We start from the raw sequence: 13,927 nt of genomic DNA, 5'->3' as shown, positions 1-13,927 counted from the left end.
CGGATGCCCAGAGCATCCGTTTTCTTATTCAGCAACAGCAGAAATGCGGTTATCAAAGTAGATAGTGGTCTGCCAACAGAGCCACAAACAAGATCATGAGATGATAGATGGAGAACTTAAAGGTCTTCATTGCCATATTGGGCTCATCACGATACTTAAGTACCCAAGCGTGATAAACAAACCCGCCGTTAAGCACCAATGAAGCGCTCAGATATATCCAGCTGCTCATGCCAACCAATACAGGCAATATACACACGATGCTAAGCAACAAGGTATAGAGCAAAATGGAAGTCTTAGTATATTCGATTCCGTGGGTTACAGGCAGCATGGGGATGTTCACTTTGGCATACTCGTCACGACGATGAATTGCCAGCGCCCAGAAATGAGGAGGTGTCCAAATAAAGATGATCATCACCAACAACCAAGCATTTGAATGCAGTTCATTGGTAACCGCCGTCCAGCCCAGTAACGGAGGCATTGCACCAGCGATCCCTGCTATCACAATGTTTTGCGGCGTTGCTCGCTTCAAGTACATGGTATAGATGACCGCATAGCCCAATAAACTTGCAAAGGTTAGCCAAGCCGTGAGTTGATTGACCCACACCACTAACGTAGCGAACCCAAATAAGCCGATACCTGCTGCAAAGCTAAACACACGCACACTACTCAGCTCACCGGATGGTAAAGGGCGTCGATTTGTTCGAGTCATCTGGGCGTCGATCTTTTTATCGATCAAATGGTTAAACGCAGCCGCTGAACCTGCCATTAACCCTATCCCAATCATTCCGAACAAAGTTTGTTGCAAAGGTAATCCATTCGGCACGGCCAAACACATCCCAACCAATGCTGTCAGCAACATCAAAGCCACCACTTTAGGCTTAGTCAGCGTTAAATAAACTTTCCAAGTGGCTTTGTTTTTTTCAGCCTTTTCGTTACTTAAAGTTATGTCATTATTGGCTGTTATCTTATGAGTTAAGGCTGCGTCTTGAGCCACCACTTCATACTGTGTTGACGTTCTACTGACCATGATTACCTCCTTGTAATACACTGTTCTTCACCAAGCTCTCACTCGGTTTGCGTTGCCACACCACAAAATTGGTTACAACCATGCTGATGAGCAACATTGCTGCGACTAGGTTATGCAAAACCGCAACTGAGATTGGCAGGTGAAACCATACATTACTGATCCCAAGGCTGATTTGAGTAAACAACACTATTGCGACAATCATGCTCAGCTTTTGGTGAGGCACTTGGCCAAACTTCCATAACTGGTACACGACCATCAGCACCGTTAATGTCGCCACAATAGCCCCGAACCTGTGCATGACATGTATGGTAAGCCTCGCGGGATACTCCAACACACCAAATTCATAGTTATCGTGTCCGTGTTGAGCAAAATCGAACGCATTTTTGAAATCGAGGTAGCTCATCCAGTTACCTTCACAAATAGGCAATTGGGTACACACCAAAGCGGCATAGTTTGACGATGTCCAACCACCAAGCAGTATCTGCCCAACCACAATGAGTAACCCAAACAACGCCCAAAATTTAAGTGTTGGAGAATAAGAAGCCTCGCCAAAACGGCTTTGGAATTGAGACAAACGGCAGTAGAGCAGACACAACAGTGACAGCAACGTGAAGCCCCCCATCAAATGCGCCATAACCACAACGGGCATCAACTTAAGAGTCACCGTCCACATTCCAAGCAAAGCCTGAAAAATCACAGTGGCAGAGATAAGTAATGGAAGACCAACTGGTGTGATGTTCTTTTTAATACACCAAGCTACAACGACAAAGATAAGCAACCCTAATGTTCCTGCAAAGTAGCGATGGAGCATCTCTATCCACGCTTTGTCTGCTTCAAGAGCTCGCTCTGGAAATTGCAGATTGGCTTGACTCACCGCTTGGGCATCAGACGGAACGGTGATCTTACCGTAACAACCCGGCCAGTCAGGACAGCCAAGGCCAGCATCAGACAAACGGGTATAAGCGCCGAGCACAATCACGGTAAGGGTTAACAAGATAGTTAATCTCATCATGTGCATGAGTAAATCAGGGGCTTTATTCTGCATCGTTTATCTCCCTATACTTATTCCCTTTTCGCTAACAACACTCAGCATTAACGCAATCTGCTAAAGCTCATCAACTCAAGCTTATCAACTTAAGCTGATTAACTACCCAACTCGTGACAGCTTAAGTAGCTTTCTTAAATCATGAATCATACCTTTGGATTGCCCGACTAACTGCGACGGTTCCGACACGCTTTTGTACTCCATAACCAACTGTCCTAGCGGGTCAATAATGACAATGGAAGCCGGCGAAAACTCGGTGCTTAACTGATCACCACCAGCTAACAAAGATAAATCAGGCTTGTTGAGCGAACCCGACAACGAGTTACCTTCTGAGACGAAAACAACGGCGGTCACTCGCTCTTTGTTTTTCCCTAACGCTAAGTAGCTTTGATTCAAATAATGAAGCTGTTGTTCACACAAGCTTTCGCACTCCATCGGTGCGATATACCCCACAACCCAACCCTCTCCTGCCATGGGTACCGTTACGCCAAAATCCGCTAGTGTAATTCTTGGTTCTACCAATTCGCCTGAGTTAGTGACACCTGACGTATACCAATTCTGATCCAACACAGTTTTGGCGATAATGGCTGGCAAAGCGAAAATTAAAACGAGTCCGATTAATACCAAGCGTCCTTTAGTACGACGGCTTCTGAGCTCAGCCATGTTTGCCTCGGTAATTTCCCTGTTCACTTGTGCTTGAGATTTATCCATCCTTATTCCTCGTGATAGGTGTTGCTTTTAGGTACCGATAGCCAATCAACAACATCAAAAACAAAAGTACCGCAGCCATAACAAACCATTGAAATGAGTAACCAAAATGCTTCTCAGACCTCATCGCCGTTGGACGCCATAACATTTCATAGGGCCATGAATCTAAACTCTGAGGTTGGAAGACAAAGGGCAGCACTTCTTGTCCTGTATACTGTGATAACGCTGCTATGTTTAGGTTTTGGATTCTATTCGGTGTCGTATTTTCTAAACCCAACTCATGACTTAAAGGATTAACCGAGCGTGTATACAAGCGCCCTGACATCTTGGTTGGTACAGTGATAGTTCCTAGCTGCGGTAGCTCTCTTCTGTCATTACTTGCCGGAACAAACCCAAGATCGATCAACAACTGGTTTTCATCTTCAAGACGAACCTTACCCAACATGTAAATCACATACCCTACCGTTCCTTGGTTTATCTGGTTGTCTAACAAGAGCATCAAGCCACTCGTATTGACTAATTCAACATCCGCCTTTAACCCGTTTAGGGGTTGAGGATTTAATGACTCTTGATTAGATAAACTTAGCTCTCGCATCTCAGAAATAACGACATCTAAAGGTTGTGACGATAGCTGCGCTCTCTCTGTTAATTGCTGTTCATAACGTAATTTCTCGTTACCACGATCGAGTTGCCATAAACCTAACTTGATTAAAACGCCGACTGAAACCACAGTTAAAACAACCGCTATCCAAAAACCTTTACTGCGGAACTTGTGTTCATCATCAATCAATCGGTTTGGAGTTATCACTATGGCGTCATCTACCTTTGTTCTGTTATTTAAAGTCGTATTGGTCGCTTTGCTGTTTTTTATCGCTTTCAATTTGATGAAAGGTCTAATCCAAATCGCCTCAGGTAAACACAATGGAAAAAGACTCAGTTACTTCTTGGGTCGTCGTGTCATGTGGTCAGCCGTTGTCGTGCTACTTTTATTACTTGCTTTGGGATCAGGAGTGATAACTCCTAACCCTCGCCCCTATTAATCCCCGATAGGCTCAGCAGTTAAAGCACATAGACAAATACAAACAGGCCTAACCAAACCACATCAACAAAGTGCCAATACCAACTGCCCGCTTGGAACGCAAAGTGGTCTTTCGGAGTGAAGTGGTCTTTCGCAACCCTTGCCAGCAACACAATCAAAAAGATCGTCCCTAAACAGACATGTAAGCCATGAAACCCAGTCAGCAAAAAGAAGGTATTACCGTAGATGCCAGACTGAAGTGTCAGCCCCATCTCTTGATAAGCGTGAAGATACTCTTCAACTTGGAAGAACAGGAAGAAGCCAGCCAGAACAATGGTTATCTCCAACCACACGATCAAAGCCATACGCTTATTTTGTTCAAGACTGATATGTGCCATGTGCAGCGTCACAGAGGAAAGCAGCAGAATAATGGTGTTCTTAAGCGGGATACCTTGCCAAGGCATGGCTTGTGTCGTTACGCCATCAGGGGTCGTCGTTAGTGGCCAAATTGATTGGAACATCGGCCACAATACTTCATGGGTCATTTCATTATTGCCCGCACCACCAATCCAAGGCACAGAAATCATTCGAGCATAGAAAAGCGCGCCAAAGAAAGCGCCAAAGAACATGATTTCGGAAAAGATGAACCAACTCATTCCTTGTCTAAAAGAACGAGAAATCTGCTCAGAATAGAGACCACTCAATGATTCTGTGATCACATTGCTAAACCAACCTGCGAGCATGTAAAGCAGCACAGCAAACCCGACTAACAACACCGCTTTGCCAAACACACCACCTGCGGCGTCGGTACCCATGTTTTGCACCGTCAAGCCAGCGCCAACCGCGACCAAAAACAGTGCTATAGCACCCACCAATGGCCAGTGACTTTGATGTGGAACGAAATAAACTTCCTTTTTAGAACTCATCGCTCAACTCCTTATGTTGATACTGGTTCTGTAAATCCCTAGTTACTTGCGAGTGTGCTCGCTTTTGGTGAGCCAGATTGTAGTGTGCTCAATGTTGATGTGCTCACTTCAGGCTTACTTGCCTCTACACTCACCTGACTCGTGATGTTAAATAGCGTATAAGAGAGCGTAAGCGTATGTATCGATTCTGGAATATCTGGCTCAATGTAAAATATCAAACCCATTTCTGCGCTCTTATGCCCGCCCAATGGCTGCTGATTAAAGCAAAAGCATTCCATCTTATTGAAATAAGTTGCCCCCATACCCGGAGAAACCGATGGCACAGCTTGGCCAACCAATGAGGTCCCAGAAAGGTTTTTGGCAATGTAGTTAGTTTGAACCACCTCACCAGGATGAACCTCTAACACTCGAACTTCAGGCGAAAACTGCCACGGCATATCTGGCTTAATGTGCGACATGAATTCCACTCGAACAGTACGAGAATAGTCGGGCTGCATTCCCTGAGGTTGCACCGCTGAAACGGTATTAGTTTTGCCATTGATCCCTAAAGCGTCACACATCACATCGTAGAGCGGCACCAAAGCGAAACCGAAGCCAAACATCGCAACTACACTCAACACCAAGTAGCCCGTCAGCTTTTTGGTCGATCGCTTATTGGACAGGCGCTTTAGTTGTTTTTTATCTTGATTGGGGTCGCTTTGCTTATCACTCATGGGTCTGCCCTCTAATCCACTTTAGGTGGATGAGTAAAGGTGTGGTGAGGCGCAGGGCTTGGTACTGTCCATTCAAGACCTTCAGCTCTATCCCAAGGCTTGCTTGGAGCAGGCTCTCCCCCTCTTACGCACTTAATCGCTAGCCATAAGAAAATCAGCTGAGACAACCCAAAGGCAAAACCACCAATCGATACCACTTGGTTAACATCAGCAAACTGAATGGCGTAATCTGGAATACGACGCGGCATACCCGCTAGTCCTAAAAAGTGCATCGGGAAGAACAGTACATTGACTGAAATTACCGACGTCCAGAAATGCCACAGACTGAGCTTGTGGTCGTACATATGCCCAGTCCATTTCGGCAGCCAGTAATAGGCGGCGGCCATAATTGAGAACACAGCACCTGTCACCAGAACATAGTGGAAATGAGCCACAACAAAGTAGGTATCGTGGTATTGGAAATCAGCTGGCACGATAGCGAGCATCAATCCGGATAACCCACCAATCGTAAACAGAACAATGAAGGCAATCGCAAACAGCATTGGAGTTTCAAAAGTCAAAGCCCCTCGCCACATGGTCGCGACCCAGTTGAAGACTTTCACACCGGTCGGCACAGCGATCAACATGGTGCAATACATGAAGAACAATTCTGCAAATACTGGCATACCCGTGGTGAACATGTGGTGCGCCCAAACCAAGAATGACAACAGTGCGATACTACAGGTCGCGTACACCATCGAGTGGTAACCAAACAGACGCTTACCACTGAATGCAGGAATGATCGCCGAGACAATACCAAAAGACGGCAAGATCATGATGTACACTTCGGGGTGCCCAAAGAACCAGAATATGTGCTGGAACATCACCGGGTCCCCACCACCTGCGGCATCAAAGAAGCTCGTCCCAAAGTATTTGTCGGTCAGCACCATGGTCACCGCACCCGCGAGCACGGGCATAACGGCTATCAGTAAGAAAGCGGTAATTAACCATGTCCATACGAACATCGGTAGCTTGAACCAAGTCATACCCGGCGCGCGCATGTTCACTATGGTTACGATGACGTTAATCGCCCCCATGATCGAGCTGATCCCCATAATATGAACTGAGAACACGAATAGCGCGGTGCTGTCTGGGCCATAAGTTGTTGAGAGCGGAGCATAAAATGTCCAACCAAAACTCGGCCCGCCTCCCTCAGTAAACAAAGATCCGATCAAGATTAAAAATGCAAAAGGCAGAATCCAGAAACTGAGGTTGTTCATTCTCGGCAGAGCCATATCTGGAGCACCGATCATCATCGGGATCATCCAGTTAGCCAAGCCCGTAAATGCTGGCATCACGGCACCGAATACCATGATTAAACCATGGACTGTAGTCATCTGATTGAAGAAATCTGGCTCAACAAGTTGTAACCCGGGTTGGAATAGCTCAGCACGGATCACCATTGCCATGGCACCACCCGTTAAGAACATCGCAAAGCTGAACCACAGATAAAGTGTACCGATGTCTTTATGATTGGTTGAGTAAAGCCAACGAGCCCAGCCTTTAGGTGCCGCATGTGAGTCGTGATCGTCAACAGGCAAATCATCATTGCCCAGCGTACCTTCCGCAGAATGGCTCAGTACTTGATCTTCTGCTGGAGCCGATTTCACCGGCTTATTGATTGGTGAACTCATAACTGCTCCTTAGCATCGTTTTGTGCTTGATCCGTTGAACCTTGCGTTCCATCCGTTGAGCCTTGCGTTTCGTCCATTGAACCTTGTTCGTCAGCTGCTTGGCCTCCGCCTTCTTGCTTGGCTTTATAAGCGTTCACATCTGAAGCCTGAACAATGTCACCCGTATCATTACCCCAAGCGTTTCGCTGGTAAGTCACTACCGCTGCGATCTCTTTCTCGGTTAACTGATTATCAAACGCCTGCATCGCCGTTCCACCACGACCATAAACAATGGTGTCGATATGAACACCCACATCGCCAAGCGCAATAGGGCTTCCTTTGATGGCAGGAAATGCTCCGGGAATACCTTCGCCATTCACTTGGTGACAAACTGCACAACGAGTTTTATATACCTCTTCACCAATGGTATTGAGCTCTGCCAAGGAAAGTGACGCACCTAATGCATCTTTTGCGGCTTGTTGTTCGGCTATCGCTAACTCTTTCTGCTCCGCTAGCCATGCGTCAAACTCATCTTCTTCCATGGCATGCACCACGATCGGCATGAAACCATGGGCACGACCACACAACTCTGCACACTGCCCTCGGTAAACACCAGGCTCATCTATCTTAGTCCAAGCCTCATTAATAAAGCCCGGAATGGTATCTTTCTTAACGGCGAATGCTGGCACCCACCATGAGTGAATCACATCATCGGAAGTCATCAAGAAACGGACTTTACGGTCAACAGGCAGTACCAGCGGCTTATCAACTTCTAGCAGGTAATGCGCGCCTTTCACTTCGAGGCCTTCAATCTCTTTGTCACTGGTCGCTAGAAGGCTGAAAAATTCGACGTCTTCACCAAAATAGCTGTAATGCCATTTCCATTGTGACCCGGTGATTTTAACGGTCAGATCTGATTGGGAGGTATCTTCCATCGCTATTAAGGTTTTGGTGGCGGGTATCGCCATAGCGATGAGAATGATGATAGGGATGATGGTCCAAAGAATTTCGACTTTCGTGCTTTCGTGAAAATGGGCAGCAACTGCGCCCTTCGATTTCCTGTGCCTCAAAATCGAATAAAACATCACACCAAAAACAACAAAGGCAATCGCACAACAGATGTAGAAGATCAGCATATGAAGTTCATACACCTTACCACTGATCTCAGTGACGCCTTGAGTCATGTTGTAATCACTGCTAGCGTGCACTAAAGGCGATACTAAAAGCACAACAAAACTCTTCAAAAGCCACGCTAGCCTAACCAGTAATCTTTTCAAAAGATCTCTCCTTGTCCTTCCTAATTGGATACTTGCGATCTAAATGTCGTTGCGAACTGGACAACATTCATTGTTATTCCGGCTACACATGAAAAGGCTGAATCTCAATCTACAACTCACATGGAACTAGCCTGTGAGCAGGCTACTGACCTCATATAAACCCAAGAACTAATACGGTTCAAAAGCGTTGGAGGTTTCCATGAAAGATTCAAAAACGGCGAATTTGTTAAATTTTGTTATATTTATGTAAAAGGCTAGTTAGTGATATCCAATTATTCAAGGTAAGTTTACTTACTAAACAGTCAATTATTTGAAGCGGCTTGATCTACGTGCCCTCTTGCCGTTGGAATTTATTTTATATCGAGTTTTACGATTGCTTTCATGGAAATGAGAATTAATATCACTTAAATTAAATCAACGGTAAGTCATACAGACATTAATAGGTTTAGTGATTATGCAAGATGCAATGAATTGGTTAGCGAGAGACCCAGATCCAAGAACTCGTGAAGAACTTCAACACCTCATCGATGAGGGAATGCACGACGAACTTGAAGACCGCTTTACCAAACGATTAGAGTTCGGAACGGCAGGACTTAGAGGCAAAGTTGGATGCGGCCCAAATCGAATGAACCGTTTAGTTATACAGGAAACAGCAACCGGGCTCGGCCACTACTTAATCGAACATGTCGCGAATGCGACCATCCGCGGTGTGGTCGTCGGTTATGACGGCCGGTTAGATTCAAAGCAATTCGCGATTGATACCGCTTCCGTACTCACGGCTTTAGGCATTAAGGTTTATCTAACCTCGAACGTCGCGGCGACCCCTATCGTTGCCTTTGGTATTGAGCACTTCAACGCTGCAGCTGCCGTTGTGGTGACGGCCAGCCACAACCCACCGGAATACAATGGTTTCAAAGTGTACTGGGAGAATGGCGCTCAAATCATTCCTCCTCACGACGCGGGTATTGCCGCTGAAATCGATATCGCATCAACTAAGCCGCTCCCTTTAATGAGCTTAAGTGATGCTGAAACGCAAGGAAAGTTGGTGTGGTTAACTGAAGGCTATTATCAAACGTACCGCGCTGCGATCAATCAGAGCCCATACGTGAGTGACGAGATCGAATCGGCGAACACCACTATCACCTATACCGCAATGCATGGTGTCGGCGCACAAATGGCCGAGGATCTACTTCACGATTCTGGTTTCCATAAGGTATTCAGCGTCGCAGAACAAAGAGAGCCCGATGGTAACTTCCCGACAGTCAACTTCCCGAATCCGGAAGAAAAAGGCGCGATGGATCTGGTGGTTAACTTAGCAAAAAGTGTCGATGCCGACATTGCTTGTGCCAACGATCCAGATGCAGACCGATTTGCGGTTGCAGTGAGAACATATGATGGCTCTTACAAAATGCTAACAGGTGACCAAGTTGGTGTGCTATTCGCGCATTACTTGTTATCAAAACCTCATACCAAAAACCAGTTAGTTGGTAACAGTATCGTATCTTCAACATTGCTTGAAAAAGTAGCTCAATCCCACGGGGCGACTTATTTCCAAACACTGACAGGCTTTAAATGGTTAGCGAATATTGGCATGCAATTGGAAAATGATCAGAACGACTTCTTGTTCGCCTATGAAGAAGCATTAGGCTACACAATTGGTACTCAAGTACGAGACAAAGATGGGCTGTCTGCTATTGTCGTGTTTGCTCAATTGGTTGAGGAGTTAAAATCTCAAGGTCGAACTGTCTGGGATCTTCTTGCTCAAATTTCATTTGAACATGGGGTTCACACCAACGCTCAGCGAAGTATTGCACTAGACCCAGATTCACCATCGATTGGTTCTAAACTCAGAGCGGCACAACCTAAAGCAATAAACGGTGTTGCTATCTCTGTGATTGAAGATCTGCAGTCTTCTTTGCGCTTCGTCATTGGTGGCAATACTGAAGCCATTAACCTGCCTGCAAGTGACGTACTCATCTATCATCTCGAAGATGGTTCACGCATTATCGTAAGACCTTCCGGTACTGAGCCAAAAGTTAAGGTCTACTATGAGACGGTGACAAAATTTGAAGGTACAGAAACCTACGAAGACACTCACCTGCGCGGTGAGAAGTACATGGAGAAACTGATTGAACAACACCAACAAGAGTTGAATTCATAGCGATTTAGCGCGTTCAACATGTAACGGTTAAATATAAAAAATGGACGCTCGTAGCGTCCATTTTTGTCTCAGCGGCTAACCACGAGAAGATGTCTGATTTGATTCGTCTACGAAGTAAAGAAAGAAGACAACATCCAGATAGCTAACACGATGAAAACTCCGCCCATGACTTTCTGTTGATAGGTACGAAACTTCGCGTTTTCTACGAGAGATTTACCAATCGTACCCACTAACGCCACCAGCAAAAAGTTAAACGTTAAGCCGAGAACATTCAGTAATAAACCCAGAACAAGCATCTGCTGACCGGAAGTCGCTTCAATATTCGTCGACACAAACTGAGGCAGAAACATCACAAAGAAAACCAAGGCTTTAGGGTTAAGCAGGTTGCTGATCAGCGCTCGTTGATAATAGGCTTTTGCAGCAAAATTATCGTTTAACTCCGGCGCATTACCCTGCTCTGTTCGCAGGCAATCCCAACCCATCTTCAACAAGTACGCGCCGCCTAACAAATGGAGAGCTTTAAGCGCTATTGGGCTCATTGCGATCAACGCTGATACACCCATGGCCGCTAATACTGTCAGAATGATTCCAGAAGTCGCATTACCTAGGCTTGCAAACACGCCGACCTTACGGCCATAGCTCATGCTTGAACTCGCAATCAGTAACATATCAGGGCCAGGTAAAAGAAGAAGTGCAACAACGGCAGTCAGGTAGACAGGTAAAATGGTTAAGTCGATCATGAGGGTCAGCATTGATAAAAACGGAGGCGGATTTTATATCAATTACTAACACCCTTCCAGATACAATCAGTTGTTCGACGTTTATTTAATCGAATTAAAAACCAACATTAAGCGACAAAGCCAATTTATTAACTAAATAGAAAAGACTAATTAACTTGCTACCCATTCGATCTCAATCAATGTCGTATCGCCACACTTTAGGCGACCAAGGAAGATATCGCCTCGATGTACAGCCCCAACACCTTTTGGCGTACCTGTCATCACAACATCGCCGTCTAGTAAGGTGGTATAAGAAGACAGCTCTTCTAGGATAGTTTTTGGAGAGTAAAGCATCTGCTCAACATGTCCTTTCTGAACACGAACACAGTTAATAAACAACTCTAGGTTTAAGTCTGCAAGGTCTAAGTTATCAATTGGAACAAAGCGACTAAATACGGCTGAGCCATCAAAAGCTTTGGCGCGTTCCCAAGGTAAGCCTTTCGCTTTTAAGCTACTTTGCAACTCACGCTTGGTGAGGTCTAACCCTAAGCCCACGGCTGAGTATTGGCCATTTTCAACGATAAAGCAGATTTCAGCTTCATAGTGCAGTGCTTCTTGATGAAACGAAGAAAGAGAGGAAGTCACGCTGGTGCTTGGTTTATTAAACACCACCATAGAGTCAGGAATCGCATTGTTAAGTTCTTCAATGTGATCGACATAGTTACGCCCAACACACAGTACTTTTGTTGGGGTTGCTGTTCGTTTCGACTTCATCAGCTGTTCCTGATCGACAACGCTGCTCATAGTTTATCCCTGAACTATTTTTAGAGAGCAGAGTTTAGCGCATCATAAAATGAGAGTCTTCGACAAGATGATTACCGATCTCTAAATTCTGATCTTGAGCTCAATTCATTGATTTGAATACTTTTAGGTAAATATCGGTGTATACCTCGACCGACCCAGCAGGAATAGAGTCATCGGCTTACATAAATTAGAGAAAATGAAACTAAAGTAGGCAGTTAAATTTGAAGAGCATTAAAACGAAAGAAGCCCTCTCAAACCAAAGGCTTGAGAGGGCTTAGCATGGTGTCTAGGACAGTATCCTAAAAGGTAAACTTAAGGAGTAAACACTATGCTAAATAAGTCTGCGACTTATAGGTAGTAACGAGCACCAAGTAGCCACTGGTCATCAGCTTTTTCTTTGTACACGCCAGAACCTTGTAGGTCGAACTGGTAACCAGCAAAGCCTACGAACTGAGATGTGAAGTTGTATTCAGCTTGTAGAGCTGAAGTGCTGTATACAGTTTCGCTGTTCTTGTCGTCTTCTACCGCTTCGTAGTTAACGCTTAGGTTAAGGCTGTTAGCTAGTGCGTAAGATGCTAAAAATTCGTAACCTGTAGACTCTGAAATAACGCCAAACTTACCATTATTCATGTAGTTGTTCGCTGCGTATACAGCTGCAACGTAAAGACCTTCAGAACCGTATGAACCGTAAGTTGCACTTAGTACATTAGAATCAGCAGTCTTTGAATCAGTACCAACATTAGCACCAGTACCGAAAGTAACGTCACCAGTATTGTAAGCGTAGTTCACAGAGAAGTTAGCGATATCGTAGTTCAACGCGATTTGAGCACGGTTGCCGTACTTATTCTCTGAAGCAACTTCGTTGTATTTTTCGTCAGAAACCTTACGACCTTGCCATGCAACGCCAATTGCTAGAGAGCCAGCGTTACCGAAATCCACAGCGTTAGCGTAGCTCACCATCTCTTCAGCACGACCAGTACCTAGATTACCGTGATCTTCGTAGATGAAGTCATTCGCAAATGCGATTGGCATATCTGCTACACCAGCAACGTTGTAGTAAGGTGCCCATTGAGTACCTACTGCTGCACGACCGTAATCATCGTGAGAAAGGCCAACGTAACCAAGACGAGTTGTGAATGACTGATCACCACCGTCTAGCATGTTTAGCGCCCATTCACCTTTAGCATCAGCAGTAAAGCCGTTACCAAGTTCATGAGTTGCACCGAAGTTGATACGTGGAGAAACAGTTTCTACACCGATGTCGTCGCTGTTAAGGCGGTCAGCGCTGTTTACATCACCAACTGCAACTGAAACGTGGCCGCCAACAGAGAATGTTGTTCCGTCTTCGTTGTAAAGTTCTACTGCAACTGCCTGTGTACCAAATACTGCACCAGAAATTGCTAGCGCTAAAAGTTTCTTATTCATTTGTCATGTCCATTATGTAACTGGGTGAGTTATTCACTAACAACCTCGTGCTTACGGAGAAGTTGTTACCTGCATTTAACAAGTAGGCAAACCCTAATATACGAATGACAAGAAAGTTGCATTAAAATATATAAAATAAAAAAAAATCGCACTATAAAAAACAAAAATACCTTATAAAACAAATAAATAATACAGTAATCACTGGGAGCTCTTTTCATTCTTTGAGATAATTACTTTGATTATTTTTGATTTTATAATCACCAAGAAAGCATTAAAAATCTAAACCCAAGGTAACTCATCAGACCATCGAGAGGCTCGCCTTTGCCTTTGAAACATTTTGTAACACGTAGAGCTCAGCTGAAATATTTAGCTTTGTGAAGCAAATCCCAATATGAGCTAGGAAAAATCGTTCAATAGAAAGTTCATTAGAGAAAAAATCGAGTAGGAGGAGG

General features: G+C 44.9%; 13 protein-coding genes. 2 read left to right on the top strand and 11 right to left on the bottom strand.

Features of this window, described 5'->3' with window-relative positions:
* Positions 1-52 precede the first annotated feature (52 nt).
* The 4 genes from cyoE to AB4263_RS11645 all read right to left on the bottom strand — a co-directional run bounded on the left by cyoE (position 53) and on the right by AB4263_RS11645 (position 3,702).
* Positions 53-1,027, bottom strand: a complete 975-nt coding sequence (cyoE, locus tag AB4263_RS11660; protein WP_372098248.1) for a heme o synthase — start codon at positions 1,025-1,027, stop codon at positions 53-55.
* Positions 1,017-2,072: a heme A synthase gene (locus tag AB4263_RS11655; RefSeq protein ID WP_372098247.1), complete on the bottom strand. Its 1,056-nt coding sequence runs from the start codon at positions 2,070-2,072 to the stop codon at positions 1,017-1,019. The genes cyoE and AB4263_RS11655 overlap by 11 nt, the downstream gene beginning before the upstream one ends.
* A 102-nt stretch (positions 2,073-2,174) precedes the next feature.
* Positions 2,175-2,783, bottom strand: coding sequence for a hypothetical protein (locus AB4263_RS11650; protein ID WP_017061753.1), 609 nt, complete (start codon positions 2,781-2,783; stop codon positions 2,175-2,177).
* Positions 2,776-3,702, bottom strand: coding sequence for an SURF1 family protein (locus AB4263_RS11645; RefSeq protein ID WP_372098246.1), 927 nt, complete (start codon positions 3,700-3,702; stop codon positions 2,776-2,778). The genes AB4263_RS11650 and AB4263_RS11645 overlap by 8 nt, the downstream gene beginning before the upstream one ends.
* On the opposite strand from AB4263_RS11645, the gene AB4263_RS11640 reads away from it, so the two are divergent.
* Positions 3,590-3,820, top strand: coding sequence for a DUF2909 family protein (locus tag AB4263_RS11640; protein WP_017066085.1), 231 nt, complete (start codon positions 3,590-3,592; stop codon positions 3,818-3,820). The genes AB4263_RS11645 and AB4263_RS11640 overlap by 113 nt on opposite strands.
* 19 nt (positions 3,821-3,839) lie before the next feature.
* On the opposite strand, the gene AB4263_RS11635 is transcribed toward AB4263_RS11640, so the two are convergent.
* Genes AB4263_RS11635 through coxB form a run of 4 tightly spaced genes read right to left on the bottom strand, consistent with a single transcriptional unit; the run spans position 3,840 to position 8,366 of the window.
* Complete coding sequence (locus tag AB4263_RS11635) at positions 3,840-4,724, bottom strand: cytochrome c oxidase subunit 3 (RefSeq protein WP_372098245.1); 885 nt, start codon at positions 4,722-4,724, stop codon at positions 3,840-3,842.
* Positions 4,725-4,762: 38 nt separating this feature from the next.
* Complete coding sequence (locus tag AB4263_RS11630; protein WP_102549116.1) at positions 4,763-5,437, bottom strand: cytochrome c oxidase assembly protein; 675 nt, start codon at positions 5,435-5,437, stop codon at positions 4,763-4,765.
* A gap of 11 nt (positions 5,438-5,448) precedes the next feature.
* Complete coding sequence (gene ctaD, locus AB4263_RS11625; protein ID WP_017088645.1) at positions 5,449-7,110, bottom strand: cytochrome c oxidase subunit I; 1,662 nt, start codon at positions 7,108-7,110, stop codon at positions 5,449-5,451.
* Entirely contained in the window at positions 7,107-8,366 is a 1,260-nt protein-coding gene (gene coxB / locus AB4263_RS11620; RefSeq protein ID WP_372098244.1) for a cytochrome c oxidase subunit II, read from the bottom strand. Before coxB ends, ctaD begins: the two co-directional genes overlap by 4 nt.
* A gap of 454 nt (positions 8,367-8,820) precedes the next feature.
* Between coxB and AB4263_RS11615 the strand changes: the two genes are divergently transcribed.
* Positions 8,821-10,527, top strand: coding sequence for a phospho-sugar mutase (locus tag AB4263_RS11615; protein WP_372098243.1), 1,707 nt, complete (start codon positions 8,821-8,823; stop codon positions 10,525-10,527).
* 107 nt (positions 10,528-10,634) lie between these two features.
* Here AB4263_RS11615 and AB4263_RS11610 read toward each other — a convergent pair whose 3' ends face one another.
* From AB4263_RS11610 to AB4263_RS11600, 3 genes are all read right to left on the bottom strand, one after another.
* Positions 10,635-11,267: a LysE family translocator gene (locus AB4263_RS11610; protein ID WP_017064843.1), complete on the bottom strand. Its 633-nt coding sequence runs from the start codon at positions 11,265-11,267 to the stop codon at positions 10,635-10,637.
* Positions 11,268-11,417: 150 nt separating this feature from the next.
* Entirely contained in the window at positions 11,418-12,050 is a 633-nt protein-coding gene (locus AB4263_RS11605) for a fumarylacetoacetate hydrolase family protein (RefSeq protein WP_017068641.1), read from the bottom strand.
* Between the two features lie 348 nt (positions 12,051-12,398).
* A complete protein-coding gene (locus tag AB4263_RS11600; protein WP_102393160.1) occupies positions 12,399-13,475 on the bottom strand; it encodes a porin in 1,077 nt (358 codons plus the stop codon).
* Between the last annotated feature and the right edge of the window lie 452 nt (positions 13,476-13,927).

This window comes from Vibrio sp. 10N.261.55.C5 (genome assembly GCF_041470505.1).
Classification (GTDB): Bacteria; Pseudomonadota; Gammaproteobacteria; order Enterobacterales; family Vibrionaceae; genus Vibrio; species Vibrio crassostreae_C.
The sequence above is the reverse complement of the archived record's forward strand: the minus strand, read 5'-3'. Positions and strand labels throughout refer to the sequence as shown.

Excerpts from the sequence above, each read along its gene's own strand:
- AB4263_RS11615 (WP_372098243.1), top strand. The coding sequence starts at position 8,821 with ATGCAAGATGCAATGAATTGGTTAGCGAGAGACCCAGATCCAAGAACT.
- AB4263_RS11655 (WP_372098247.1), bottom strand. The coding sequence starts at position 2,072 with ATGCAGAATAAAGCCCCTGATTTACTCATGCACATGATGAGATTAACT.
- AB4263_RS11630 (WP_102549116.1), bottom strand. The coding sequence starts at position 5,437 with ATGAGTGATAAGCAAAGCGACCCCAATCAAGATAAAAAACAACTAAAG.
- AB4263_RS11605 (WP_017068641.1), bottom strand. The coding sequence starts at position 12,050 with ATGAGCAGCGTTGTCGATCAGGAACAGCTGATGAAGTCGAAACGAACA.
- AB4263_RS11600 (WP_102393160.1), bottom strand. The coding sequence starts at position 13,475 with ATGAATAAGAAACTTTTAGCGCTAGCAATTTCTGGTGCAGTATTTGGT.
- AB4263_RS11635 (WP_372098245.1), bottom strand. The coding sequence starts at position 4,724 with ATGAGTTCTAAAAAGGAAGTTTATTTCGTTCCACATCAAAGTCACTGG.
- AB4263_RS11650 (WP_017061753.1), bottom strand. The coding sequence starts at position 2,783 with ATGGATAAATCTCAAGCACAAGTGAACAGGGAAATTACCGAGGCAAAC.
- AB4263_RS11640 (WP_017066085.1), top strand. The coding sequence starts at position 3,590 with ATGGCGTCATCTACCTTTGTTCTGTTATTTAAAGTCGTATTGGTCGCT.
- cyoE (WP_372098248.1), bottom strand. The coding sequence starts at position 1,027 with ATGGTCAGTAGAACGTCAACACAGTATGAAGTGGTGGCTCAAGACGCA.
- AB4263_RS11610 (WP_017064843.1), bottom strand. The coding sequence starts at position 11,267 with ATGATCGACTTAACCATTTTACCTGTCTACCTGACTGCCGTTGTTGCA.
- ctaD (WP_017088645.1), bottom strand. The coding sequence starts at position 7,110 with ATGAGTTCACCAATCAATAAGCCGGTGAAATCGGCTCCAGCAGAAGAT.